General features: G+C 40.0%; 36 protein-coding genes. 5 read left to right on the forward strand and 31 right to left on the reverse strand.

The window, feature by feature from the left end; genetic code table 11:
- Positions 1-30: 30 nt before the first annotated feature.
- The 31 genes from BT999_RS04100 to rpsJ all read right to left on the reverse strand — a co-directional run bounded on the left by BT999_RS04100 (position 31) and on the right by rpsJ (position 16,430).
- A complete protein-coding gene (locus tag BT999_RS04100) occupies positions 31-1,308 on the reverse strand; it encodes an amidohydrolase family protein (RefSeq protein ID WP_084650581.1) in 1,278 nt (425 codons plus the stop codon).
- A 45-nt stretch (positions 1,309-1,353) separates the two neighbouring features.
- Positions 1,354-1,824, reverse strand: coding sequence for a ribonuclease HI (gene rnhA, locus BT999_RS04105; RefSeq protein ID WP_072696498.1), 471 nt, complete (start codon positions 1,822-1,824; stop codon positions 1,354-1,356).
- A 168-nt stretch (positions 1,825-1,992) separates the two neighbouring features.
- Positions 1,993-2,370 carry a 50S ribosomal protein L17 gene (rplQ, locus tag BT999_RS04110; protein WP_072696499.1) on the reverse strand — a complete coding sequence of 126 codons (378 nt, stop codon included), beginning with the start codon at positions 2,368-2,370 and terminating at the stop codon, positions 1,993-1,995.
- A complete protein-coding gene (locus BT999_RS04115; RefSeq protein ID WP_072696500.1) occupies positions 2,357-3,403 on the reverse strand; it encodes a DNA-directed RNA polymerase subunit alpha in 1,047 nt (348 codons plus the stop codon). Before BT999_RS04115 ends, rplQ begins: the two co-directional genes overlap by 14 nt.
- 11 nt (positions 3,404-3,414) lie before the next feature.
- A complete protein-coding gene (gene rpsD, locus BT999_RS04120; RefSeq protein WP_072696501.1) occupies positions 3,415-4,041 on the reverse strand; it encodes a 30S ribosomal protein S4 in 627 nt (208 codons plus the stop codon).
- Between the two features lie 18 nt (positions 4,042-4,059).
- Positions 4,060-4,455 carry a 30S ribosomal protein S11 gene (gene rpsK / locus BT999_RS04125; protein WP_072696502.1) on the reverse strand — a complete coding sequence of 132 codons (396 nt, stop codon included), beginning with the start codon at positions 4,453-4,455 and terminating at the stop codon, positions 4,060-4,062.
- Between the two features lie 90 nt (positions 4,456-4,545).
- Positions 4,546-4,917 carry a 30S ribosomal protein S13 gene (rpsM, locus tag BT999_RS04130; RefSeq protein WP_072696503.1) on the reverse strand — a complete coding sequence of 124 codons (372 nt, stop codon included), beginning with the start codon at positions 4,915-4,917 and terminating at the stop codon, positions 4,546-4,548.
- An 18-nt stretch (positions 4,918-4,935) separates the two neighbouring features.
- Positions 4,936-5,049, reverse strand: coding sequence for a 50S ribosomal protein L36 (rpmJ, locus tag BT999_RS04135; protein WP_072696504.1), 114 nt, complete (start codon positions 5,047-5,049; stop codon positions 4,936-4,938).
- A gap of 108 nt (positions 5,050-5,157) precedes the next feature.
- A complete protein-coding gene (gene map, locus BT999_RS04140) occupies positions 5,158-5,937 on the reverse strand; it encodes a type I methionyl aminopeptidase (RefSeq protein WP_072696505.1) in 780 nt (259 codons plus the stop codon).
- Positions 5,938-5,951: 14 nt separating this feature from the next.
- Positions 5,952-7,277, reverse strand: coding sequence for a preprotein translocase subunit SecY (gene secY / locus BT999_RS04145; RefSeq protein ID WP_072696506.1), 1,326 nt, complete (start codon positions 7,275-7,277; stop codon positions 5,952-5,954).
- 30 nt (positions 7,278-7,307) lie between these two features.
- Positions 7,308-7,769: a 50S ribosomal protein L15 gene (gene rplO, locus BT999_RS04150; protein WP_072696507.1), complete on the reverse strand. Its 462-nt coding sequence runs from the start codon at positions 7,767-7,769 to the stop codon at positions 7,308-7,310.
- Positions 7,769-7,939 carry a 50S ribosomal protein L30 gene (gene rpmD / locus BT999_RS04155; protein WP_072696508.1) on the reverse strand — a complete coding sequence of 57 codons (171 nt, stop codon included), beginning with the start codon at positions 7,937-7,939 and terminating at the stop codon, positions 7,769-7,771. The genes rplO and rpmD overlap by 1 nt, the downstream gene beginning before the upstream one ends.
- A 21-nt stretch (positions 7,940-7,960) precedes the next feature.
- Positions 7,961-8,452, reverse strand: a complete 492-nt coding sequence (gene rpsE / locus BT999_RS04160; protein WP_072696509.1) for a 30S ribosomal protein S5 — start codon at positions 8,450-8,452, stop codon at positions 7,961-7,963.
- A gap of 12 nt (positions 8,453-8,464) precedes the next feature.
- Complete coding sequence (gene rplR / locus BT999_RS04165; RefSeq protein ID WP_072696510.1) at positions 8,465-8,821, reverse strand: 50S ribosomal protein L18; 357 nt, start codon at positions 8,819-8,821, stop codon at positions 8,465-8,467.
- A 12-nt stretch (positions 8,822-8,833) separates the two neighbouring features.
- Positions 8,834-9,370, reverse strand: a complete 537-nt coding sequence (rplF, locus tag BT999_RS04170) for a 50S ribosomal protein L6 (protein ID WP_072696511.1) — start codon at positions 9,368-9,370, stop codon at positions 8,834-8,836.
- 9 nt (positions 9,371-9,379) lie between these two features.
- Entirely contained in the window at positions 9,380-9,760 is a 381-nt protein-coding gene (gene rpsH, locus BT999_RS04175) for a 30S ribosomal protein S8 (protein ID WP_072696512.1), read from the reverse strand.
- A gap of 248 nt (positions 9,761-10,008) precedes the next feature.
- Positions 10,009-10,194, reverse strand: coding sequence for a type Z 30S ribosomal protein S14 (locus tag BT999_RS04180; protein WP_072696513.1), 186 nt, complete (start codon positions 10,192-10,194; stop codon positions 10,009-10,011).
- Between the two features lie 12 nt (positions 10,195-10,206).
- Complete coding sequence (gene rplE / locus BT999_RS04185; protein WP_072696514.1) at positions 10,207-10,746, reverse strand: 50S ribosomal protein L5; 540 nt, start codon at positions 10,744-10,746, stop codon at positions 10,207-10,209.
- Between the two features lie 11 nt (positions 10,747-10,757).
- Positions 10,758-11,081: a 50S ribosomal protein L24 gene (rplX, locus tag BT999_RS04190; RefSeq protein ID WP_072696515.1), complete on the reverse strand. Its 324-nt coding sequence runs from the start codon at positions 11,079-11,081 to the stop codon at positions 10,758-10,760.
- A gap of 49 nt (positions 11,082-11,130) precedes the next feature.
- Positions 11,131-11,499 carry a 50S ribosomal protein L14 gene (rplN, locus tag BT999_RS04195; protein ID WP_072696516.1) on the reverse strand — a complete coding sequence of 123 codons (369 nt, stop codon included), beginning with the start codon at positions 11,497-11,499 and terminating at the stop codon, positions 11,131-11,133.
- 13 nt (positions 11,500-11,512) lie between these two features.
- Complete coding sequence (rpsQ, locus tag BT999_RS04200) at positions 11,513-11,779, reverse strand: 30S ribosomal protein S17 (RefSeq protein WP_072696517.1); 267 nt, start codon at positions 11,777-11,779, stop codon at positions 11,513-11,515.
- Position 11,780: 1 nt separating this feature from the next.
- Positions 11,781-11,987: a 50S ribosomal protein L29 gene (rpmC, locus tag BT999_RS04205; RefSeq protein WP_072696518.1), complete on the reverse strand. Its 207-nt coding sequence runs from the start codon at positions 11,985-11,987 to the stop codon at positions 11,781-11,783.
- On the reverse strand, positions 11,987-12,403 hold the full coding sequence (rplP, locus tag BT999_RS04210) for a 50S ribosomal protein L16 (protein WP_072696519.1): 417 nt from the start codon (positions 12,401-12,403) through the stop codon (positions 11,987-11,989). Before rplP ends, rpmC begins: the two co-directional genes overlap by 1 nt.
- Positions 12,403-13,044: a 30S ribosomal protein S3 gene (gene rpsC, locus BT999_RS04215; protein WP_072696520.1), complete on the reverse strand. Its 642-nt coding sequence runs from the start codon at positions 13,042-13,044 to the stop codon at positions 12,403-12,405. Before rpsC ends, rplP begins: the two co-directional genes overlap by 1 nt.
- Before the next feature lie 13 nt (positions 13,045-13,057).
- Positions 13,058-13,390 carry a 50S ribosomal protein L22 gene (gene rplV, locus BT999_RS04220; protein ID WP_072696655.1) on the reverse strand — a complete coding sequence of 111 codons (333 nt, stop codon included), beginning with the start codon at positions 13,388-13,390 and terminating at the stop codon, positions 13,058-13,060.
- An 11-nt stretch (positions 13,391-13,401) separates the two neighbouring features.
- On the reverse strand, positions 13,402-13,683 hold the full coding sequence (rpsS, locus tag BT999_RS04225) for a 30S ribosomal protein S19 (protein WP_072696521.1): 282 nt from the start codon (positions 13,681-13,683) through the stop codon (positions 13,402-13,404).
- 12 nt (positions 13,684-13,695) lie between these two features.
- Positions 13,696-14,523 carry a 50S ribosomal protein L2 gene (gene rplB / locus BT999_RS04230; protein ID WP_072696522.1) on the reverse strand — a complete coding sequence of 276 codons (828 nt, stop codon included), beginning with the start codon at positions 14,521-14,523 and terminating at the stop codon, positions 13,696-13,698.
- A 3-nt stretch (positions 14,524-14,526) separates the two neighbouring features.
- Positions 14,527-14,817 carry a 50S ribosomal protein L23 gene (rplW, locus tag BT999_RS04235; protein WP_072696523.1) on the reverse strand — a complete coding sequence of 97 codons (291 nt, stop codon included), beginning with the start codon at positions 14,815-14,817 and terminating at the stop codon, positions 14,527-14,529.
- 14 nt (positions 14,818-14,831) lie between these two features.
- On the reverse strand, positions 14,832-15,452 hold the full coding sequence (rplD, locus tag BT999_RS04240; RefSeq protein WP_072696524.1) for a 50S ribosomal protein L4: 621 nt from the start codon (positions 15,450-15,452) through the stop codon (positions 14,832-14,834).
- Between the two features lie 17 nt (positions 15,453-15,469).
- Positions 15,470-16,099, reverse strand: a complete 630-nt coding sequence (rplC, locus tag BT999_RS04245; RefSeq protein WP_072696656.1) for a 50S ribosomal protein L3 — start codon at positions 16,097-16,099, stop codon at positions 15,470-15,472.
- A gap of 13 nt (positions 16,100-16,112) precedes the next feature.
- A complete protein-coding gene (gene rpsJ / locus BT999_RS04250; RefSeq protein ID WP_072696525.1) occupies positions 16,113-16,430 on the reverse strand; it encodes a 30S ribosomal protein S10 in 318 nt (105 codons plus the stop codon).
- Between the two features lie 846 nt (positions 16,431-17,276).
- Between rpsJ and glmU the strand changes: the two genes are divergently transcribed.
- The 5 genes from glmU to BT999_RS04275 all read left to right on the forward strand — a co-directional run bounded on the left by glmU (position 17,277) and on the right by BT999_RS04275 (position 22,233).
- Complete coding sequence (glmU, locus tag BT999_RS04255) at positions 17,277-18,683, forward strand: bifunctional UDP-N-acetylglucosamine diphosphorylase/glucosamine-1-phosphate N-acetyltransferase GlmU (protein WP_072696526.1); 1,407 nt, start codon at positions 17,277-17,279, stop codon at positions 18,681-18,683.
- Between the two features lie 3 nt (positions 18,684-18,686).
- Entirely contained in the window at positions 18,687-19,043 is a 357-nt protein-coding gene (locus tag BT999_RS04260; RefSeq protein WP_072696527.1) for a DMT family protein, read from the forward strand.
- 331 nt (positions 19,044-19,374) lie between these two features.
- A complete protein-coding gene (locus BT999_RS04265) occupies positions 19,375-19,989 on the forward strand; it encodes a cytochrome c3 family protein (protein WP_143145488.1) in 615 nt (204 codons plus the stop codon).
- A gap of 10 nt (positions 19,990-19,999) precedes the next feature.
- On the forward strand, positions 20,000-21,253 hold the full coding sequence (locus BT999_RS04270; protein ID WP_072696529.1) for a 4Fe-4S dicluster domain-containing protein: 1,254 nt from the start codon (positions 20,000-20,002) through the stop codon (positions 21,251-21,253).
- A gap of 14 nt (positions 21,254-21,267) precedes the next feature.
- A complete protein-coding gene (locus tag BT999_RS04275; protein ID WP_072696530.1) occupies positions 21,268-22,233 on the forward strand; it encodes an RnfABCDGE type electron transport complex subunit D in 966 nt (321 codons plus the stop codon).
- The last annotated feature ends 2 nt before the right edge of the window (positions 22,234-22,235 follow it).

Consider the following 22,235-nt stretch of genomic DNA (forward strand, 5'->3'; position numbering starts at 1 on the left):
TAACTGGTTTAAAATATTAAAAAAATATATTTAATTTTCATTCTCAAAAATACTATAACAAAATTTATAAGCTTTCTCTAGTCTACCAAGCCCAAACTTTTTATTTTTTATAAAACCCAAGGCATAAGCCGAGTTTAAAGCCGCAATGCGTATTATTGTTCTTAAAGGTAACTCAATCTTTTGTTTTTGAGCTAATTTTTTTAAGGCGTTAATTTCATTCAACATATTCAAATCATTATTTGAGGCAATGCTGTCCGTTCCAAGACAAAGAGCAACACCGGAGTTTATCAAAGCGAGTAAATCAACCTCACCAACCCCGATAAATTCATTGCTCCTTGGACATAAAGCAACAAAAACCTGCCTCTCACCCATTAAAGCAATTTCACTCGGCGTACAATGCACGCAATGCACAGCCAAGCTTTTGTCATCAAGCAAACTAAGCTTATCAGCCAAAAGTATAGGAGATAAACGAGGAGGCGTAAAGTTTTTTGGTAAAACACGCACGGATAAAAGTTCGCTTAAAGCCCCCTTGCCTGTCTGCAAAAATTCAAGTTCATCATTATGTTCGGCTAAGTGCATGGAAAAAATACTGTTTTGAACATTGCACAAAGCCTTTGCCTTTTGCAAATTTTCAATAGAACAACTATATAAAGAATGCCCGGAAACACTTGCCTGAAACAAAGACTCTTTAACGTCCCTTTCCGTTCTTGCCTGCGTCCACGTTTTGGGTAAATCGTGCCAAAAAGAGGGAATAGACTCAGCCCCATATCCAAAACTTTCTAAAAAAAAGTGGGCGTTAATTCCCACAAAACTTAATTGTTTGCTTAATTGTAAACAATTTCCACTATTTATATCTCCAACAGCCTGAGTATAACTTATCAATAAGTCGTCGATTGCTTGAGAGATAGCTTGCTTATAACTTTCTTGAGCCAAGCCTTTCCCTTGATCAACAGCAATCAACAAGCTTTTTACCCAAGGAACAAAGCCTTGTCCTTGAACTAAGCCTAAATTATATTCAGCCCGTAAATGTGATAATTCAAGGTGGCAATGGGCATTTGTAAAAGATGGTGCCAAACTGACATCACCTAAGTCTTTAAGCTGATAGGGTTTAATATTTGCACGACGTTTAAAATCAGACCAAGTTTCTACTTCAAGAATACAACCGTCTTTAGCCACAATAACAGCATTATCCAAAACTTCTGTCGGAGCAAATAGCTTTTCTCTTCCTCTGGCGATTTTTTCTTTGCGAAAAGGAAATATTCGAGAAGCTTTGACAACTTGCAAGGATTCTGTGTTTTTATACATCATACTAATTTTATTATTTAAAATATTTCATTTATTTTCAGGCAAAATTTATTTATTCGGTTCAAAACCTAAATCAGGCGGAAGAGATTTTTTCGCCGCCTCTGTTCTGGCGAGTTCATCGCATTTTTCATTTTCTATATGTCCGGCGTGTCCTTCGACCCACACAAAACGTATTTGGTGTTTTTCTAATAAAATCGCCAAACGTTCCCATAAATCTTGGTTTTTAACGGCTTTTTTGGCGGCTGTTTTCCAACCGTTTTTTTGCCAACCTTTCAACCATTTTTTTTCAATCGCATCACACAAGTAACGAGAGTCTGTATAAATCGTTGCCTTGCAAGGTTCTTTTAACAATTCAAGAGCAGATATCGCCGCCATTACTTCCATTCTATTATTTGTGGTTAAAGAAAAACCGCCCACAATATTTTTTTCTGTGCCGTTATAGCGTAAAATCGCCGCATAAGCCCCGGCGCCCGGGTTTCCCAAACAAGACCCATCAGTAAAAATTTCAACTTCTTTCATATTTAACCGTACTCTAAAATTTTATTCATAAAAACAAAAAGGATTAAATACTATTTTTTATATTTTTGCAATTTTTTAATAATAATCTTAAATTTTTATATAGTTAAATAAAAAGGGTATATCTTATAATTAAGATATACCCTTTTTATTGTTTTTTTACAGTAGTAATTAAGCTTCTGTTTTTACTGATTCTTTAGTTAGTTCTAAAACTGCCATTGGGGCAGAATCGCCCTTACGGGGAAGAGCCAACTTAGTAATACGAGTATAACCACCATTAACACCTTTAAAAGGCGGTGCAACTTCTGCAAACAGAGTTTGAACCATCTGGTGATTACCTAAAAAATCATAAGCCAAACGTCTAGAGTGTAAGTCATCACGCAAAGCGAGTGTAATAAGAGGTTCCACCACACTACGCAATTCCTTAGCTTTTGCTTCGGTAGTACGAATTTTGCCATAAGTTAACAGGGCTTTAGTCATATTGCGAAACAACGCTTTACGATGATTACCGCTTCGGCTTAGCTTTCTGCCGGTGTTACTGTGCCTCATTTTGCTGATTCCTCTTCCATTCTTGATATTTCTTATCGAAATTATCTATTTTTGTGCCAAAATCAAGACTTAAGTCAGCGAGAACTTTACGAATTTCATCTAAAGTTTTACGACCAAAGTTCTTAAATTTAAGCATATCATTTTCTGTTTTTTGGACTAAATCTCCTAAAGTAGAGATATTAGCACCTTTTAAGCAGTTAGTAGCCCGAACGGAAAGTTCGAGATCATCAATATGCTTAAACAGATTTTCATTTAATTCACTGCGTCCTGTTGTACCTGAGCTACTTTCGATAATTCCACGTTCATCAAAATTGATAAACACAGACATTTGATCTTTTAATATCTTTGCACTGTATGCAATAGCATCATCAGGGGAAACAGAACCATCAGTCCAAACCTCTAAAACAAGCTTGTCATAGTTGGTCATTTGTCCAACACGTGCTTGTTCTACGGCATAAGAAACCTTACGCACAGGCGAAAAGCTTGCATCTAAGGCTATAAGACCAATTTCATCAGAAAGACCTTCATGCATATCGGCAGTAACAAAGCCCTTACCCATACGCACTTCAAGTTCAAATAAAAGGTCTACATCATCTGTTGCAGTAAGTATATGTTGCTCAGGGTTTAAGATTTCAAGGTGTTGATTTACTTCGATATTACCCGCAGTAACAACACCCTTACCCTTAACTTTAAGCTCAATACGCTGAGGTTCTTCCGTATCCATAAAAAGACGTACTTGTTTTAAGTTTAGAACGATGTCCGTAACATCTTCAAGTACACCCGGAATAGTAGAAAACTCATGCTGAACTCCGCTAACCTTTACTGATACAAAAGCTGCACCCTGTAAAGAAGAGAGAAGGACTCGACGCAAAGAGTTACCTATTGTTATTCCATAGCCTCTTTCAAAAGGCTCACAAATAAATTTGCCATATAGGACATCAGAAGGATCACTGGTGCGAATAATCTGTTCCGGCTTTTCAAGCTCAGACCAGTTTCGCTTATTAATCAATCTGTCACCTTGTTTTATGAGCATATCAACCCCGCTTACTTGGAGTAAAGCTCCACTATCAGGCTTTCGTTGATTGGGAACTGAATATCATCTCTTTGTGGTAAAGCTTTTACTGTCGCTTTAAACGCTGAGGCTTCAACCTCGAGCCAAGCAGGACAACCACGACGAGCAATTACTTCTTGTGCTTCCGCCACTACAGGAATTTTGCGATTTTTCTCAGGAATAGAAAGCTGATCGCCAATTTTTACCAATAGTGATGGGATATTAACCTTACGACCGTTTAAAGTAAAGATACCGTGTCTTACTAGCTGGCGCGCTTGAGAGCGAGAGTTAGCAAAACCAATACGATATATTACGTTATCAAGTCTGCGTTCCAAGAAGGAAAGCAGGTTAGTACCAGTAACACCCTTTGCCATATCTGCCTTAACAAAATAATTGCTAAATTGACGTTCCAGAACGCCGTAAACACGACGCACTTTTTGTTTTTCACGCAATTGTAAGGCATAATCAGAAAGCTTTTTGCGAGCGCGACCGGCGTGACCGGGGGCATAAGGGCGACGGTCGTAAGCACACTTATCAGTGTAACAACGATCACCTTTTAAAAAGAGCTTAGCTCCTTCGCGTCTGCACAAGCGGCATTTAGAATCATTATACTTAGCCAAAATCAGATCCTCCCTTAACTAGACGCGGCGTCGCTTAGGCGGGCGACAACCGTTGTGAGGAATGGGGGTAATATCCCGAATAAAAGCAATTTTAAAGCCTGCACTGTTAATTGCACGCATCGCTGCTTCACGTCCGGATCCCGGACCTTTAACAAATATACCAACGGTACGCATACCGTTTTCTTGGGCTTTGCGTGCGGCTTGTTCTGCTGCGACTTGAGCAGCAAAAGGCGTACTCTTGCGAGAACCTTTAAAACCGCTTTGACCCGAACTTGACCAGCTCACGGTATTCCCACGAGTATCTGTAAAAGTAATTATTGTGTTATTGAATGTTGCCTGGATATGGGCTACGCCAACCGGAACATTTTTCTTTTCTTTTTTCTTGACCGCTCTTTTGGGTCTTGCTGCTGACATGTACTTACTCTCTTAAAGCTGAATAACTGGATTATCCAGTTTTAGGTTTTCTCTAATAATTTATCTTAGGATAAGAAAAAATTCTCAGCTCTACTTCTTTTTATTAGAGGCAGTACCACGACGTGGTCCTTTACGAGTACGAGAATTTGTCTTAGTTCTTTGACCACGACAAGGTAAACCCTTGCGGTGGCGAAGTCCACGATAACAACCTATTTCCATCAATCTTTTTATGTTTGATGAAACTTCGCGACGTAAATCGCCCTCAACCTTACAACTTTGTTCGATTTCCTTACGGATTTCGTTAATTTCATCTGCACTGAGATCGTCGATGCCACGAGTCCAAGCTACTTTTGCCGCATCAAGGATACGCAAGGCGCTAGCACGACCAATCCCATAAATATAAGTAAGAGCAATATCGGCACGTTTGCCCTTGGGCAGATCAATTCCTGCAATTCTTGCCACGTAAAACTCCTGCTTCGCTTATCCCTGACGTTGTTTGTGTCTGGGGTTTTCGCAAATCACCCTCAAAATGCCCTTTCTGCGAAGAATTTTGCATTTGGGGCACATTTTTTTAACTGAAGGTCTGACTTTCATGATCACTCCATAATTATCGTGTCTTTACAAAAAAAAATAAAGACTTTTGTAACAACGTTGAGTAATAGCACTATCTCAACTATTCGTCAACAAAATTAGATAATACATTTATAACTGATTTTTTGCCCAGTGGCTTAAAACCAAAGGACCATTCGGTGTAACTGCAACGCTGTGTTCAAAATGGGCGGAATATTTTCCGTCTTTTGTAACAGCTGTCCATTTATCGGAGAGGATCTCGACTTCATGGGTACCCATGGCTAACATGGGTTCAATAGCTAAAACCATTCCACTTTGCAATGGAACATCAACCATTCCCCTTGATACAAAGTTAGGTATCTCGGGTTTTTCATGTAAGGCGACGCCAATGCCATGACCGACAAAACGGCGTATCACCGCATATCCGTTTTGCTCGGAATGTTCTTGAACAGCCTGACTAATATCTGACAATGAGTTGCCTACAACGGCTTTTTTTATACCTTTCCAAAGAGCTTCTTTGGTAACAGCAACCAACTTTTCTACCTCAGGTTTAACTTCCCCGACGGTAAAAGTTCGTGCTGAATCAGCAAAAAAACCGTTTAAAACAACACCCATATCAAAGCTAACTATATCGCCTTCCAAAAGAGTGCGATTTGACGGAAACCCGTGAACTACTTGTTCATTAACCGAACAACATATCGCGTAAGGGTAACCGCAATAGCCTTGAAATGCCGGCTTAACGCCATTACTAAGACATTCATCTTGGGCTATTTCTTCAAAAAGCATCGTTTCAACGCCGGGGCGAACTTCTTTTTCAAAAATATCTAAAATATTTGAAACTATCTTGTTCGCCTCATGCATTATTGCGATTTCTTTTTCGTTTTTCAGAAATATACCACGATACTTTTTCATTTAACAACCTAAAATTAATAGCGAGGTTTAAGCTTTGTTTTACCCAATAAACTTTCATATTGGGTTGAGATCATATGAGATTGAACCTGACTCATAAAATCCATCGCAACACCTACTAAAATCAATAGGCTTGTTCCACCGTATTGAAAAGGTAAGTTAAAATATATACGCAAAATCAAAGGAAGTAGACACACCAAACAAATATAGGCGGCACCCCAAGGAGTAATGCGTAAAAGTACACGGTTAATATATTCTGCCGTATTCACCCCGGGTCTTATACCGGGAACAAAGCCACCTTGTTTCTTTAAATTTTCGGCTATATCTTTTGGGTCAAAAATAATCGCTGTATAAAAGAAACAAAATAATACGACAAGAACAATAAAAGCTATATTATAAATTAAGGTATCGGGAGCTATATACGCACCAATGTTTTTTACCCATTCGTTTGAAGAAATACTTGCAATAGTCGCAGGAAATATCAACAAACTTGAAGCAAAAATAGGGGGAATAACTCCGGCTGTATTAATTCTTAAAGGTAAATGAGTGCTTTGTCCGCCAACAATCTTTCTTCCAATTTGCCTTTTGGCATAATGGATAGGGATACGGCGTTGCCCTCTTTCTACAAAAACAATAAAAATCAATACAACAGCCATAATTATCAAGACAACAACAGGGATAAGAATCGACATATCCCCGGCGGAAAACTGAGAAACAGAGTTTGTTATCGCTCTTGGAATACCGGCAACAATTCCGGAAAAGATAATAAGAGAGATTCCGTTTCCTATTCCTTTTTCGGTAATTTGTTCCCCAAGCCACATAAGAAAGCTTGTTCCGGCAATCAAGGTAATAACCGTAATAAGTCTAAAACTCCAACCCGGATCCATAATAACCGGAACAGCCGTTCCTGTTTGCATTCCTTCGAGAGTAATAGCCAAACCAAGACCCTGTAAAGCAGTTATAAAAACTGTACCGTATCTAGTATATTGAGTAATCTTTTTCCGCCCTGCCGCACCTTCTTCTTTTGCCATGCGTTTTAAATCAGGAAAGATAACCTGAAGCAACTGCATTATGATAGATGCAGAAATATAAGGCATAACACCCAAGGCAAAAATAGGCAGTTGAGACAAAGCACCGCCGGAAAACATATCAATCATACCGACTAAGTTGCTTGTACTTCTGGCTGCCTCTTCGAAGACTAATTTTAGTGCTTCGATATTGACACCGGGAACAGGGACATGAATACCAATACGATATACAGCCAGTAGCCCTAAAGTCCAAAGAATTTTACTTAGCAGTTCTGATTGTTGTTTACCGAACTTATCTGTTCCTGGGTTAGACACGCTTCACCAATCCTCAAACTTTCACAAAAGTTAAGAAGCTTTAACGACTTCAATAGATTTTATACTGCCGCCGGCTTGTTCGATTTTAGCTTTGGCTGAAGCACTAAAGCTGTGTGCTTCAACTTTAACGGCTTTAGCAATTTCACCGCTTCCAAGAATTTTTACGGAGCTACCTTTTTTAGCAAGCCCACGGTCATAAATATCTTGAAGACTAATTTCGCTAACACCTTCAAAGGCTGCAGATAAACGATCTAAGTTAATAATAGAATACTCGGCTTTAAACAAATAGTTGCTAAAACCATGTTTTGGAAGTCTGCGTTGAATAGGCATTTGACCGCCTTCAAAGCCGGGTCTTACCCCACCACCAGAACGAGCATTTTGTCCTTTATTACCCTTACCGGCTGTACAACCAAGACCGGAACCTGAACCGCGTCCTACGCGTTTTCTGGTCTTGCGTTCTTCAGCAAATGGATAAAGTTCATGTAATTCCATTAGTTTATTACCTCAACCAAATGTTTAACTTTATTGAGCATTCCGCGTACGGCAGGATTATCTTTAAAAGTCTTTTCCATATATGTATGACGTAACCCTAAAGCATCTAAAACTTTACGTTGAGCCGGGTTACAGCCTATACGACTGTGAATCAATTTTACTTTTATCATGGTTTTATCCTTAAATTATCCCTACTTACGAGGAGCTTCAAGTTTAATGCCACGAATTTCGCTTACTTCTTCCGCACTGCGCAAAGAAGCTAAACCGGCAACAGTCGCTCTAAGAACGTTATGGGGGTTATTTGTACCGATAGCTTTTGCAAGCACATCATGAATGCCAACGGCTTCCATAACAGCACGCACCGCACCACCGGCGATAATTCCCGTTCCTTTAGAGGCAGGTTTGAGCATAACTCTTCCTGCTCCGTAAGCACCAAGCACTTCATAAGGTAAAGTTCCGTCAACCAAAGCAATACTTACCATATTTTTTTTGGCACGTTCGGTAGCCTTACGCAAAGCTTCGGGAACTTCCTGAGCTTTACCTAAGCCGTAACCGACTTGACCTTTTCCGTCGCCAACAACAACAAGGGCACTAAAACTAAAGCGACGTCCGCCTTTTACAACTTTAGCAACTCGGTTAAGAGCCACTATTTTTTCGTGTATGCCTAATTCATTTTGTTCCATTATTTTCCCTGCCTAGAATTCAAGTCCGGCTTCACGGGCACCATCGGCAACAGCCTTGATGCGACCATGATAAATATAGCCGTTACGGTCAAACACTACCTGTGCAATGCTTTTTTCTTTGGCAAGACGAGCAATCTCTTTACCTACGAGCATAGCACCTTCTTTATTACAACCGGCTTTTTCTTTATTTTTTTGTAAAGAAAGAGTGGAAGCAGAGACCAAAGTTGTACCACTAGTATCATCAATAATCTGGGCATAAATATGCAGGTTAGAGCGAAATACGACTAAACGTGGGCGCTCATAAGTACCAGAAATTTTTTTACGAATTCTCACCTTACGGCGAATTCTAGCATCTTCTTTTCTCAACATAATATTTTCCGCCTACTTCTTACCGCCCGATTTACCGGCCTTACGACGGATAATTTCGGTCTCATATTTAATACCCTTACCTTTATAAGGTTCAGGCTTGCGTAAGCGACGAATACGATCTGCGACTTCGCCGACTAACTCTTTGCTGATTCCGCTGATAGTAAGTTTTTGACCTTCTGCTTTTGCTTGAATACCGGCAGGTAAATCAATCAAAACAGGGTGAGAAAAACCAATAGCAAGTTCAACAGTATTGCCTTTTACCGCAACCTTGTAACCAACGCCCAAAACGTCTAAAGTTTTGGAAAAACCGTTTGTTACACCAATAATGCAGTTAGAAAGAAGAGTGCGACGCAGACCGTGTTGGGCACGAGCGTAGCGAGAGTCATCTTTACGAGTTACAACAACTTGGTTATCGACAATTTCGTAACTTAATGTCGCTTCTAAAGGAGTCGAAAGACTTCCCTTAGGACCTTTAACTTCAATAACATCACCAAATTTTACTTCAACGCCACTTGGAATTGAAATAGGGAGTTTACCTATTCTTGACATAATTTCCCCCTACCAAACTTCGCAAAGTAGTTCGCCGCCTACTTTCTGTGCGTGGGCTTTACTACCCTCAAGCAAACCGCGAGAGGTTGAAACTATGCAAATTCCGAGTCCGTTTTGAACTTTTGGAATTTGATGGGCATTAACATAAACACGGCGACCGGGTTTGCTTATACGCTTAAGACCGGCTAAAGCAGCGGTGTTTTTGACATACTTTAAAGAAATTTTAATGTGCTGCTCATCTAAAGTAACGCTATTGATATATCCTTCTTCTTTTAATATATCAGCGATAGCGACTTTAAGATTAGAGCGCGGCACAAGAACTTCCTTATGAAGGGCCAAATGTGCGTTGCGGATTCGAGTTAACATATCCGCAATAGGATCTGTAATCATTCCTTGCTCTCCAAATTAACATAAATTATATAACTTTCTGCACAAAAAATTCGTGCAGAAAGTTATTTACAAAAAAATACAAGCTTTGTAAATAGCTCAAAAGTTTAATTAAGGGTTTATCAATTGAAATAATTAAATAAACCCAATTATTTTAACAACTAACAAAAAATATTAATTATAAAAAATATTTAATAACTTTTTGAGAGTAGCAAACGCTACTTATTTTATATTTAATTTAATATAAAATACTACCAGCTAGACTTGCGAACGCCCGGTAATTCTCCGCGTAATGCCATATTACGGAAGCAAATACGACAAATTCCAAACTTACGAAGAAATCCGCGAGGACGCCCACAAATAGGACAACGGTTATAGGCACGAGAAGAAAACTTTGGTTTACGTTGTGCCTTTACTTCAAGAGCTGTGCGTGACAAGGTCTATTCTCCTTATTTCCTAAAGGGCATGCCGAGATATTCAAGTAATAACTTGCTCTCACGGTCGCTTTCTGCAGTTGTGACAATAGTGATATTCATACCTTTTGGGTTATCAACTCTGTCAGCTTCTAACTCTGGAAAGATCGAATGCTCTTTAATACCTAGAGTAAAATTACCTCTGCCATCAAAACCACGATCAGGAACTCCGCGAAAATCGCGAACGCGTGGCAATGCGAAGTTAACAAGCTTGTCAAGGAAGTCCCACATACGTTCACCACGTAGAGTTACTCGGCAGCCAATAGGCATTCCTTCACGGAGCTTGAAAGCAGCTATTGATTTTTTAGCTCGGGTAACAACGGCCTTCTGACCAGCGATAGCGGAAAGTTCCGCGACGGCTTCTTCCATTAGCTTGTTGTTTTGCGAGGCAACGCCAAGCCCGATGTTTAATGAAACCTTTTCCAGCCCGGGAACCTGCATTGTAGATTTATAGTTAAATTCTTTTTGCAGAGCCGGAACCACTTTTTCACTGTATATCTTTTCAAGACGCGTCATCGTCTATCACCTTAAGCAATATTTTCGTTACACTTCTTGCAGAAGCGAATTTTTTTACCATCGTCAGAATAGCGGTAACCAACCCTAGAAGGCTTAGCACACGCGCTACACATAAACATCACATTAGAAATGTGAATTGGCATTTCCTTTTCGACAATTCCACCGGGTTGTTGTTGATAAGGGTTAGGTTTTGTATGGCGTTTAACCATATTTACCTTTTCAACAAGGACTCTGTCTTTCTTACGAAGGACTTTAAGAACCTTACCTACTTTACCTTTATCTTTTCCGGCAACGATAATAACTTTATCGTCTTTTCTTATTCTGAACATTTTCATTAAGATGAACTCCTTACACGCCTGAGAAATTCTTTAGAATTTTTTTTTCTTAAAGAACTTCGGGGGCGAGTGAAACTATTTTCATGAAGTTCTTCGCTCTGAGTTCTCTAGCTACTGGTCCAAAAATACGAGTTCCGACAGGCTCGCCCTGTTTGCTTAAAAGCACAGCGGCGTTAGTATCAAACTTAATATAAGAACCATCAGCACGACGCACTTCTTTTTTAGTGCGAACTATCACAGCAGACATTACTTCGCCTTTTTTTACCTTACTGTGGGGCATGGCATCTTTAACAGAAACCACAATAATATCACCCACGGAAGCGTAACGACGTTTTGAACCACCAAGTACTTTAATACAAGCAACTTTTTTGGCTCCGCTGTTGTCCGCTACTTCAAGTGTACTTTCAACCTGAATCATGGTTTACCCCTGCCTAAACGGCTTTTTCCAGTATAGATACAAGATGCCAACGCTTATTACGGCTAAGCGGACGAAACTCAACAATAGTCACAACGTCACCAACATGACACTGATTCTCAGGGTCATGAGCGGTAAACTTTTTATGACGACGAACATATTTTTTTAGAAGGGGGTGTTTCACCAAGGTTTCAACTCTAACAACAATAGTCTTGTCGTTTTTGTCGCTCACCACAGTGCCGGTTTGGGTTCTCCCCTTCAGGTTCTGAAGTGTACCTTGCATATTAGGCTCCCTTCCTCTTCAATATAGTCAATATTCTAGCTATTTCAGCTCTCGTGCGAGGAAGCTCTGAGGTTTTGGTCAACTGACCTGTTGCTTTTTGCAATCTACCATCAAAGTTTGCTCTACGGGCTTCTTCTAGCTTCGCTTTAAGCTCAGCAACACTTAAGTCGTTAAGCTTTAAGAGATTATTTTTTCTTTTATCTGCCATTAGAATGCACCCTCCTTAACCACAATATTGGTTCTTACAGGGAGCTTGTGAGCGGCTAAAGTTAAAGCACGTTTCGCTAAATCTAAGCTAACGCCCTTGATTTCGTATAAAATACGACCCGGCTTAACTGGTGCATACCAACCAGCCGGTGAACCTTTACCTGAACCCATACGCACTTCAAGCGGTTTAGAAGTATAAGATTGATCCGGAAATATACGAATCCAAACTTTACCACCACGCTTAATATGACGCATCATGGCAATACGAGCAGCTTCGATCTGTTGAGAAGTCAGCTTACCGTGTTCCATAGCTTTCAAGCCAATATCACCAAAAGCGATATTGGAACCTTTAACAGCAGGTCCTTTCAAGCGTCCTTTTTGACGCTTACGGAATTTTGTTCTAGATGGGCTCAACATTATTGTTCAACCTCTTTATCTAAAAGCTCGCCTTTGAAAATCCACACTTTTACGCCAATTATGCCGTAAGTTGTGTTGGCTTCAGCAAAACCATAATCGATATCTGCACGTAAAGTTTGCAGAGGCACTCGACCATCACGATACCATTCGGTACGTGCGATTTCAGCACCAGCCAAACGACCGGAACAGTTGATTTTGATACCTTCTGCTCCAAATTTACGACTCATGGAAACAGTACGTTTCATGGCTCTTCTAAAAGCAACGCGACGTTCTAGTTGCTGAGCGATATTCTCGGCAACAAGCTGTGCATCGATTTCAGGGCGGCGAATTTCATTAACTTCAATATTGAAGTCACAACCAAACTTTCTTTTAAGATCGCTTCTTAATTTTTCAATTTCAGCACCCTTGCGTCCGATAACAATACCGGGACGGGCGGTTGAAAGAATAAGACGAACTTTTCCACCGGCACGCTCAATTTCTATATTGGCAAGACCGGCACTAAAGAGAAGTTTTTTAACATATTTGCGGATTTTGTGATCCTCAAAGACGAAGGCAGGGTATTCTTTTGTGCTAAACCAGCGAGACTGCCAGTTTTTATTATACCCAAGCCGGAATCCGAAGGGATGTACTTTCTGACCCATGTGGCTCTTCCTACTATTCTGAGAGTATCACAGTAATGTGACTGGTGCGTTTCATGATATTATTCGCACGTCCTTGAGAACGTGGCATAAAGCGCTTCCAGGTTGGACCCTCGTTAACAATGACATCTTTAACCATCATAGCATCAATATCAACACCGGCTAATTGATCTTCTGCGTTAGCAAGAGCAGAACGCATAACCTGATAAATGATATTTGCTGCTTTTTTTGGCGTAAACTTCAACACATTTAAAGCATTTTCAACCGGCATACCCTTAACGTTGCGGGCGACCAAGCGTGCTTTGCGTGCAGTAATACGTACGTTTTTTGCAATTGCTTTAGCTTGCATTTGTTCACCCACTATTTCTTGCCTTTGGCTTTTTTGTCGCCAGAATGGCTATGAAAGGTACGAGTTAAAGAAAACTCACCAAGTTTATGTCCGACCATGTTTTCTGTTACAAAAACAGGCACGAACTTTTTACCGTTATGAACCGCAAAGGTAATTCCAACCATTTCTGGAAGGATAGTGGAACGGCGAGACCAAGTTTTAATAACTCTACGGTCTTTATTTTCATTCGCTGTATCCACTTTTTTCTGGAGAGAAACGTCCACAAAGGGACCTTTTTTAAGTGATCTTGGCATGTGGAACTCCTACTACTTGCTGCGGCGCTTAACAATAAGCTTAGTTGAGGCTTTGTTTCTATCACGAGTTTTGTAGCCACGAGTTGGTTTACCCCAAGGTGTAACCGGGTGTCTACCACCAGAGCTTCTACCTTCACCACCACCTAATGGGTGATCAACAGGGTTCATCGCAACACCGCGAACTTTAGGTCTTTGACCAAGCCAGCGATTACGGCCGGCTTTACCAAGATTCATATTTTCGTGATGGATATTACCAACCTGACCTATTGTTGCAATACCTGCGGAAAGTACTTTGCGCACTTCCCCGGAAGGCATACGCAAAAGAGCATATTTACCTTCTTTGGCTACAAGTTGTGCATAAGTACCGGCTGCACGACAAAATTGACCGCCACGACCCGGGCTAAGTTCAATGTTGTGCAAAATGGTACCAACAGGAATACGTACCATAGGTAACGCATTGCCGGCTTTAATATCTGCGTCGACACCGGAAATAACCTGATCGCCGACTTTTAAATCAACCGGAGACAAAATATAACGTTTTTCACCATCGGCGTAATGCAATAAAGCAATACGAGCCGTACGGTTAGGGTCATATTCAATATGAGCAACCTTAGCAGGAATACCCATTTTGTCTCGTTTGAAATCAATTATACGATAAAGGCGTTTATGCCCTCCGCCACGTCTACGGCTTGTTATTCTGCCGTAGCTGTTACGTCCTGAACTTTCGGTTATTCCTTTAACTAATGACTTCTCAGGTGTTGAGCGAGTAATTTCGTCAAAGGTATAAGCGGTCATGCCACGGCGCCCAGGGGAGGTGGGTTTTAAAATGCGGACAGACATAGATTATACTCCCTCAAAAAATTCAATTTTATCGCCACTTGCTAAAGTAACATAGGCTTTTTTATAACCGACGGTTTTGCCGACTACTCTGCCCTGACGACGACGAGCGATAGGACGCATCCTAACGACGTTAACGTCTTCTACTTTAACAGAAAACAAAGCTTCAACAGCTTTGGCAATCTCAATTTTGTTTGCCTTAGGGTTCACGATAAAAGTTACCTTACCATTTTCATCTTTCATGGCAGTAGACTTTTCAGACACCACAGGGCGCATTATGACTTGTGTAAAGTGCATTTACAGCCTCACTATTACTTAAACCTGGCTTCAACCGTCTCAAGAGCTGGTGCTAAAAGCACGAGCTTTTTGTGACGCAAGACATCATAAACGTTGAGGTCTTCAGGAGTGATTACGGTAACACCCGGAACATTTCGAGCAGAAAGAATCAGATTATTACTTTTTAAAGGAGCAACAATAAGAGTTTTTTCAAGCTCAAGAACCTTAGCTACCTGAGTAAAAAGCTTAGTCTTAACTTCCGGCAACTCAATGTCTTTAACTACCATTAATTTTCCATTAAGGTAACGTGAAGACAAAGCCATTTTAAGAGCAAGGCTTTTAACTTTTTTATTTACTTTAAATTCATAACTTCTTGGTTGAGGACCAAAAAGCACCGCACCTCCACGCCAAATCGGGGAATTTCTACTTCCCGCACGAGCCCTGCCTGTACCTTTTTGTCTCCAAGGTTTGGCACCACCGCCCGCCATTAAAGTACGGGTTAAGGTAGCATGAGTACCGGCTCTTTTAGCGGCCCTTTGAGCTCTCACAACTAAGTGAAGTATCTCAGGGCGAGGCGAAACTTCAAATACATCAGATGAAAGAGTTACTTCACCTGCTTCTTTATTGTGCTGATCATAAATTTTGACCACAGCCATTGTATAAACCTCTCGCTTTATTGCTTACGCACTAGAATAAGACCATTTTTAGGACCAGGAACAGCACCCTTAACTAAGATAAGGTTTTCCTCTGCACGTACATCAACGACGACGAGATTCTGTACAGTTACCTGTTCATCACCCCAGTGACCGGCCATTTTTTTGCCTTTCCAAACCTTTCCAGGCTCAGTATTGGCACCAATGCCACCAGCATTTCTATGAACTTTTTCAGCACCATGAGAGGAACAAGCTCCAGCAAAGTTCCAACGTCTCATAACGCCTTGAAAGCCCTTACCAATGCTTTTACCACTAATTTTTACCTTCTCACCGGGAGCAAAGATAGAAACATTAAGTTCTTGTCCTGCCTGATATTCAGAAGGGGTAGATAAACGTACTTCTTGTAGTTTGCGGAATAAACCGCAACCTGCTTTAGCAAAGTAGCCTTTCATTGGCTTTGTAACATGCTTTTCTTTAGCTGTTTCAAAACCAAGTTGAAGAGCATGATAGCCATCTTTGGCTTCATCTTTTACTTTAACAATATAGTTAGGGCTAGCCTCTATAACTGTAACAGGTACTACAGAGCCATCACTGGCAAAGACACGGGTCATGCCAAGCTTACGCCCTAAAATTCCAAGTTTTTTCGCCATTACACTGCCCTCGCTAAAGTTTAATTTCAACGTCCACACCGGCCGGCAGCGAGAGCTTGCCGAGGGCGTCTACGGTTTGTTGAGTTGGCTCAAGGATATCCATGAGACGTTTGTGGATTCGCATCTCGAATTGTTCACGAGATTTTTTATCAACGTGAACGCTGCGGTTTACCGTAAATTTGTGGATATTTGTTGGCAAAGGAATGGGACCTGCGATGCCTGCACCTGTATTCTTTGCCGTATCAACGATTTCTGCCACAGCCTTATCTAGGATGCGGTAATCGTAGGCTTTAAGCTTTATCCTAATACGATCACTGCTTACTGCTGTCATTTCAGTTTACTCCGGAATCTGGAAAACATAACCCCAATTCGACAATCGAAAGAGGGGCACTAAACCCCAACGCTAAACGCGTCAAAGCATCTCATACGCAGTTTACAAACTGACAAAACCAACAAAAAAAGGGTTACTTCTTTTACGAAGCACCCTCTAAGTTTATTAACATAACCCACCACCAAGCCTAAACTTCAGGCTAATGACAGCTTAAGAAATAAATTAAAGAATGCTTGTATGTCACCAGCCTTATTTAATCAACACACAGAGTTAATTAATAGGTGGGTACAGGAGGTTATTGCCAAACGTAAACAGAACCTTAGTTCTTATCACGAACCTTACAGTCATAACAACTGAAACGGCTAGACATAGAAGGCAACAACGCCTGCAAATGTCAATTCAACTGGCTTTTATACAGTCGAACGCACTAGAACAGGTTCAACCTGCTCTCCTCCTACCGTAGGAGGACGAGGGATTAGCACACTCTAAAGCATACTAACACTATCAAGCCGATTAATTTCTTAATCAAAAATCACCCAAGCCAAAAGCTTTAGCTGACTTTATTGCTTAACAGAAAGTTTATTTATATCTTATAAACATAAAGGTCAAGCACTTTTTTAAAAAAATATAATAAAAATATTTTTTTAATAAAAACTTTACATCAAATCTGAACACGGTTATTTCGAAAACACAAAATTATCATATCTTATTCAACTTAAGCTAAGTAATATTTTTTTCACTCAAATATTAATCTGGTATATCAAAATAAATTTTGCTATGCTAATCTCAATTAAACTTCTTTTAAAGTAATCATAAAAAAACATCAATATATTTAAGGATAGTTATATGCCTTGTTCCGATACCCAAAAATCTCCATGTCAAAACACAATATCCGATACTTTTGCCTTAATTTTAGCCGCCGGAAAGGGAACAAGGATGCACTCCCCTCGCCCCAAGGTTTTGCAAACTTTACTCGGAGACTCGATGCTTGAGCATGTTTATACTGCAACTAAAAATATTTTCGCTGAAAAAATTTACGCAGTTATCGGACACGGAGCAGAACAGGTTGAAAAAGAATTTAAAGACTCTGATTTAAAATTTATCTTACAATCCGAACAACTGGGAACAGGACACGCCGTTCAAGTCAGTCTTAAAACCTTTGAAAAAGCTCTGGCAAAAAATATCTTGATTATTAACGGGGATACGCCTTTAATTTCATCAAACAGCCTACAACAATTTTTGGAATTTTGCCAAAAAGAAAAATCAGACCTGGCCTTTATTAGCTTAAGCCTTAACGACCCGGGTTCTTTCGGGCGAGTTATATATAAGGGTAAACAAGTTACCGGAATTATCGAAGCCAAAGACTATGACCCCAAAATATATGGCGACGCACCAAAAGAAGTTAACGCAGGAATTTATTATCTAAACCTTGAAAAAATAAGCCCGCTCTTTTCTTTGATCACAAAAGAAAATAAAAGTGCCGAATATTACCTAACTGACCTTATTAGCCTTGCCTACAAACAAGGACTCAACGTAAACGCCTTTAATGCCGGAAACAACCCCGAACTTTTAGGAATAAACAGCCCTCTTGAATTGGTGGAAGCAGAAGATTTACTGCGTTTACAAGTAAATAAAAAATTACTGCAACAAGGTGTAATTATTCATAACCCAAATAGTGTGGAAATCTCAACAAAAGCCATTATCGAACCGGGCGTTGAAATATTTGGTCCCTGTCGCATTTTAGGAAAAACAACCGTTAAAAAAGGTGCCCTGATTGAAGCTTTTACCTCGATTATAAACAGTACTGTTTTGCAAGACGCTCAAATTAGAAGCTATTCACATATAGAACAAGCCACTGTGGGAGAAAAGTGTATAGTCGGACCATATGCCCGCCTGCGTCCCGAGAGTATTTTAGAAGAAAATTCTCATGTTGGAAATTTTGTTGAACTAAAAAAGACCAAACTGGGAAAAAACTCAAAGGCTAATCATTTAAGCTATTTGGGAGATTCTGAGATAGGAAACGGCGTTAATATAGGGGCGGGAACAATCACTTGTAACTATGATGGAAAAAATAAATATAAAACAATTATACAAGACAACGCCTTTATCGGCTCAAATACAGCCTTGGTTGCTCCGGTAACTATAGAAAAAAATGCCCTTATTGCTGCCGGTTCAACAATTACTAAAAATGTTCCGGAAAATAATCTCGGAATAGCCCGTGAACGTCAAACCAACTTAGCTCGTAAAAAATAAAATATGCCAACTTTTAATTTTACAACCCCATTAACAACCATAGTTTTATTGTTTATTTCCAATATCTTTATGACCTTTGCATGGTATGGACATCTTAAATTTACCGCCAGACCAATGGTCTTAATGATTTTAGTCAGTTGGGGAATAGCCTTTTTTGAATACTGTTTTCAAGTCCCTGCCAATCGTATTGGTTATGGCTATTTTAATGCGGTTGAGTTAAAAACAATTCAAGAAGTAATTTCTCTAAGCATTTTTATGTTTTTCTCAACTTTTTATCTTGGGGAAAACATGCGTTGGAATTATGTCTTGGGTTTTGGGTTAATTTGTTTGGCGACTTTTATTATTTTTAAAAAGTGGTAAGTATAGTTTTGTATTTGTGATAAAAAGTACTTTCACAAAGTGTATTGCCAACACTTCCTTTTTACAGTAAAGCTTGTTATATATAGCTTTTATTCAAAGATGAATATCCTATCTTAAAACCTCCTTAAAACTTCAGTTCGCAGCGTAAATATATTTTTTTGCAAACTAGGGTTAATCACTACTTATTTTATTATATGTAATGATTCTTGTTATATAACAATACACAGGAATAAACAAAATATTCCTAAGAAGTTTAATACGCTTTAATTAAAACGAGTTTTTGATTAAAGCTTTTGAGATTAACAAACAGTATTTGTTAAAAGGAGGCACTTTGAACAAACGTTCTTTCCCCATGCTAGTAGTGAGTTGCGTGCTAATTTTTGCGGCACTCGCAATCTACCTTATTCCGGCAACGGCAAAAGAAGAGCTACCCAATAAAGTCCTCCTGCCAAACAGCGGCGGAAGGGTTGTGTTTACACACACAAAACATTTGGACTATGCAATTGATCCGGAAAAAGCCAAAACCAATCTGCAAGAGGCTGCTAATGCTGCCTGTGTAACTTGCCATCATGACTTAAAAGTCAGTAACTTGGTTAACGAAAAGACCAAAACGCCTTTGGTTTATGCTTGTGGTGCGTGTCATGGAGCAAGTACCGCTCCCGATTTTAAAACCGCCCACCAAGAAAAATATTTTAACACAGGCGGTATCCAAACCTGTATCTCTTGCCACCATGAAAATGAGTTGCCGGGAACTTTGGAAGAACAACCTGAATTGCAAAAGCTTCCTTTAAAAGAAATAGGACAGTATTTTACGAGCTGTACCGAAAGTTGCCACTCAAATATGTTAGGACGCATGGATACTTTCCACAACAGCTGTATAAGTTGTCATGACAAAGTCGGGAAAGGTCCTAAAAAAGATCAATGTAAACAATGTCATACATCTTAGAGAGGGACTAATGAACAAACTATTCAATCTTACCTTTCCGGAACGTCTACAAATTACTGAGCTAGACGATATTCAAACACTGCTCGTTCCTCTTAGAGGACACGACGTTTGCAAATATGTCAAAAAACGTAGCAGCGTTATGCAAGGTGCATTACTCGCAAGTCATCAGGACAACGATATACCTGATGTCCATGCACCCAAATCAGGGATAATAAAAGAAATTACTCGTACCTATATCGAGATTGATTGTAGCAAGGAAGCACAAGCTACTGCCTTGGAAAATGCAAAAAAATTCATGGAAGAAGCTTTGGCAAAAGGAGAAGGGCAAGAAACGCTCAACTCTAACACAAACGCCAATATAGAAGCAAAACCCGTTAACCTGCTTGAACTTACCCCAAAAGACTTGATTGTTGCCTTAAAAAACTTGGGGATCTCAGCCAGACCTTTTACCAGACCATGCACAACTTTCATCTTAAACGGTTTAAACCCTGAACCCGGAATGTGTTATGCCGAAGAATTGTTGGCAACGCATGCGGCAACAATAAAAGCCGCTCTTCTATTAATTCAACGTTTATCTAACGCCGATAAATATATTCTGGCGTTACCCGAAGGCAACAAAACCAATATCGAAGGTTTTACCAACCAATTTGTTAAAGCCGTATATCCAATTAGCTTGGCTCGCCCGTTGATTACAAAAATCACCGGAACAGAAAGCAGTAAAGACGTTACCATGGTACACCTTAACAGCGTCTTTAACCTTGGTCTTGTTGCACAAAGCGGACTGCCTTTAAACAAAACAATTATTAGTGTTCAAGGCAAAAACTTCTTTACTTATATCGGAACTCCAGTCAGCACTTTATTGGAACAAGTCAACGCAGTACCTCAAGATAAAGATACTATCATCTTGGGCGGATTTATGCGCGGTTATCCTCTTTCAAGCACTCAAAGAGGAATAGATCAAAATGATTGTGCCATTATCCATGAAAAATACGGAACTGTTCCTCATCTTACAGATAACCCATGTATTAACTGTGGACTTTGCGTCAATATTTGTCCAATGCGTTTACGCCCCAATATGTTGAGTCGCTACGCTGAGTTTGAACAATACAACAACTGCCACAAAGAATATATAGAACTTTGTATCGAATGTGGTCTTTGCGGTTATGTTTGTCCCGCCTGTCGCCCGATGCAACAGTATTTCAAGATAGCTAAACATCAGCTTGGCATTGTAAGCAGACAACATACAATCCAACAACCAGTGTAAGGCAGGAAAAAGTAATGACCAGTAAAACAGAAAAAAACTTACTACCCATTTTTACAGTAGATACTCCACCATACGCTCACTTTGGCGGAAGTATTCAAAAAATGTCTCGCAATATGTTTATAGGGCTTATACCCGTCATTATTCTTTCGATAATGACTTACGGGTTGCTCTCTTTACGAGTTATGATGTTGGCTATTGGAACAGCCGTTCTTACAGAAGCTCTTTGTTTGTATTTAGCAGATAGAGAAAACCGCATTTATGACGGAACAGCCATGGTTGCAGGTCTTTTATTTGCTTTATTGTTGCCGGCGGGAGCACCTTGGTGGCTCGTTATCATCGGAAGCTCTTTAAGTATTGCAATCGGGAAACAAGCTTTTGGCGGACTTGGAGCAAACCCGCTCTGTACACCACTAGTAGGTTGGGCAATTTTAACCATTTCTTGGCCAACTCAAATGGATCCAAACGCAATGGTTTTAGGCTCTAACCTAATTGACCCGTTATTAAAATTAAAATATTTCGGAGTTCAAAGTTTACCCGAAGGAATTAATTCCGCATTATTGCTTGGCGAACAACTCGGTGGACTCGGAACAGGCTTTATCGCCGCAATTACCTTAGGCGGAATATACCTTTTAATAACAAGAACAATTCGCCCCGAAGCAACTATCGCTTATTTTTTAGGCGTATTGATTAGCGGAGTGATTTTTTGGAAAATAGATCCAAATACTCATATTTCTCCCGAACTCTATTTTCTTACCGGAAGTACCGTGCTTATGGGCTTTTTCTTTATCACCGACCACGCCTCAAGCCCTGTGTCTTCAATCGGTTTGATTTTATTCGGTCTACTCGCCGGGATATTGACCGTTCTTATGCGTATTTACGGTATTTATGCTGATGGTGCTCCTTTTGCGGTTTTATTGGCAAACCTTTGCACACCGCTTTTGGACATTATTCGCCCACGCCCTTGGGGCAAAAGGAGCTAAAC

Origin of the sequence: Desulfovibrio litoralis DSM 11393 (assembly GCF_900143255.1) — a bacterium.
Lineage (GTDB): Bacteria > Desulfobacterota > Desulfovibrionia > Desulfovibrionales > Desulfovibrionaceae > Frigididesulfovibrio_A > Frigididesulfovibrio_A litoralis.

Bases quoted from the DNA above. Each gene is read 5' to 3' on its own strand.
- rplR (WP_072696510.1), bottom strand. From the start codon at position 8,821: ATGTTGAGAAAAGAAGATGCTAGAATTCGCCGTAAGGTGAGAATTCGT.
- rplX (WP_072696515.1), bottom strand. From the start codon at position 11,081: ATGAAAATGTTCAGAATAAGAAAAGACGATAAAGTTATTATCGTTGCC.
- rpsK (WP_072696502.1), bottom strand. From the start codon at position 4,455: ATGTCAGCAGCAAGACCCAAAAGAGCGGTCAAGAAAAAAGAAAAGAAA.
- rpsS (WP_072696521.1), bottom strand. From the start codon at position 13,683: ATGCCAAGATCACTTAAAAAAGGTCCCTTTGTGGACGTTTCTCTCCAG.
- BT999_RS04260 (WP_072696527.1), top strand. From the start codon at position 18,687: ATGCCAACTTTTAATTTTACAACCCCATTAACAACCATAGTTTTATTG.
- rnhA (WP_072696498.1), bottom strand. From the start codon at position 1,824: ATGAAAGAAGTTGAAATTTTTACTGATGGGTCTTGTTTGGGAAACCCG.
- rplF (WP_072696511.1), bottom strand. From the start codon at position 9,370: ATGTCAAGAATAGGTAAACTCCCTATTTCAATTCCAAGTGGCGTTGAA.
- BT999_RS04100 (WP_084650581.1), bottom strand. From the start codon at position 1,308: ATGATGTATAAAAACACAGAATCCTTGCAAGTTGTCAAAGCTTCTCGA.
- rplD (WP_072696524.1), bottom strand. From the start codon at position 15,452: ATGGCTGTGGTCAAAATTTATGATCAGCACAATAAAGAAGCAGGTGAA.
- rpsE (WP_072696509.1), bottom strand. From the start codon at position 8,452: ATGGAACAAAATGAATTAGGCATACACGAAAAAATAGTGGCTCTTAAC.
- rplO (WP_072696507.1), bottom strand. From the start codon at position 7,769: ATGGAATTACATGAACTTTATCCATTTGCTGAAGAACGCAAGACCAGA.
- BT999_RS04270 (WP_072696529.1), top strand. From the start codon at position 20,000: ATGAACAAACTATTCAATCTTACCTTTCCGGAACGTCTACAAATTACT.
- rpmJ (WP_072696504.1), bottom strand. From the start codon at position 5,049: ATGAAAGTCAGACCTTCAGTTAAAAAAATGTGCCCCAAATGCAAAATT.
- rplN (WP_072696516.1), bottom strand. From the start codon at position 11,499: ATGATTCAGGTTGAAAGTACACTTGAAGTAGCGGACAACAGCGGAGCC.
- BT999_RS04115 (WP_072696500.1), bottom strand. From the start codon at position 3,403: ATGCTCATAAAACAAGGTGACAGATTGATTAATAAGCGAAACTGGTCT.
- rpsC (WP_072696520.1), bottom strand. From the start codon at position 13,044: ATGGGTCAGAAAGTACATCCCTTCGGATTCCGGCTTGGGTATAATAAA.
- rplP (WP_072696519.1), bottom strand. From the start codon at position 12,403: ATGTTGAGCCCATCTAGAACAAAATTCCGTAAGCGTCAAAAAGGACGC.
- rpmC (WP_072696518.1), bottom strand. From the start codon at position 11,987: ATGGCAGATAAAAGAAAAAATAATCTCTTAAAGCTTAACGACTTAAGT.
- rplB (WP_072696522.1), bottom strand. From the start codon at position 14,523: ATGTCTGTCCGCATTTTAAAACCCACCTCCCCTGGGCGCCGTGGCATG.
- rpmD (WP_072696508.1), bottom strand. From the start codon at position 7,939: ATGATAAAAGTAAAATTGATTCACAGTCGTATAGGCTGTAACCCGGCT.
- rplQ (WP_072696499.1), bottom strand. From the start codon at position 2,370: ATGAGGCACAGTAACACCGGCAGAAAGCTAAGCCGAAGCGGTAATCAT.
- rpsJ (WP_072696525.1), bottom strand. From the start codon at position 16,430: ATGACAGCAGTAAGCAGTGATCGTATTAGGATAAAGCTTAAAGCCTAC.
- rpsQ (WP_072696517.1), bottom strand. From the start codon at position 11,779: ATGCAAGGTACACTTCAGAACCTGAAGGGGAGAACCCAAACCGGCACT.
- BT999_RS04275 (WP_072696530.1), top strand. From the start codon at position 21,268: ATGACCAGTAAAACAGAAAAAAACTTACTACCCATTTTTACAGTAGAT.
- glmU (WP_072696526.1), top strand. From the start codon at position 17,277: ATGCCTTGTTCCGATACCCAAAAATCTCCATGTCAAAACACAATATCC.
- rplE (WP_072696514.1), bottom strand. From the start codon at position 10,746: ATGACGCGTCTTGAAAAGATATACAGTGAAAAAGTGGTTCCGGCTCTG.
- rplV (WP_072696655.1), bottom strand. From the start codon at position 13,390: ATGCAAGCTAAAGCAATTGCAAAAAACGTACGTATTACTGCACGCAAA.
- rplW (WP_072696523.1), bottom strand. From the start codon at position 14,817: ATGCACTTTACACAAGTCATAATGCGCCCTGTGGTGTCTGAAAAGTCT.
- rpsH (WP_072696512.1), bottom strand. From the start codon at position 9,760: ATGATTACAGATCCTATTGCGGATATGTTAACTCGAATCCGCAACGCA.
- map (WP_072696505.1), bottom strand. From the start codon at position 5,937: ATGAAAAAGTATCGTGGTATATTTCTGAAAAACGAAAAAGAAATCGCA.
- rplC (WP_072696656.1), bottom strand. From the start codon at position 16,099: ATGGCGAAAAAACTTGGAATTTTAGGGCGTAAGCTTGGCATGACCCGT.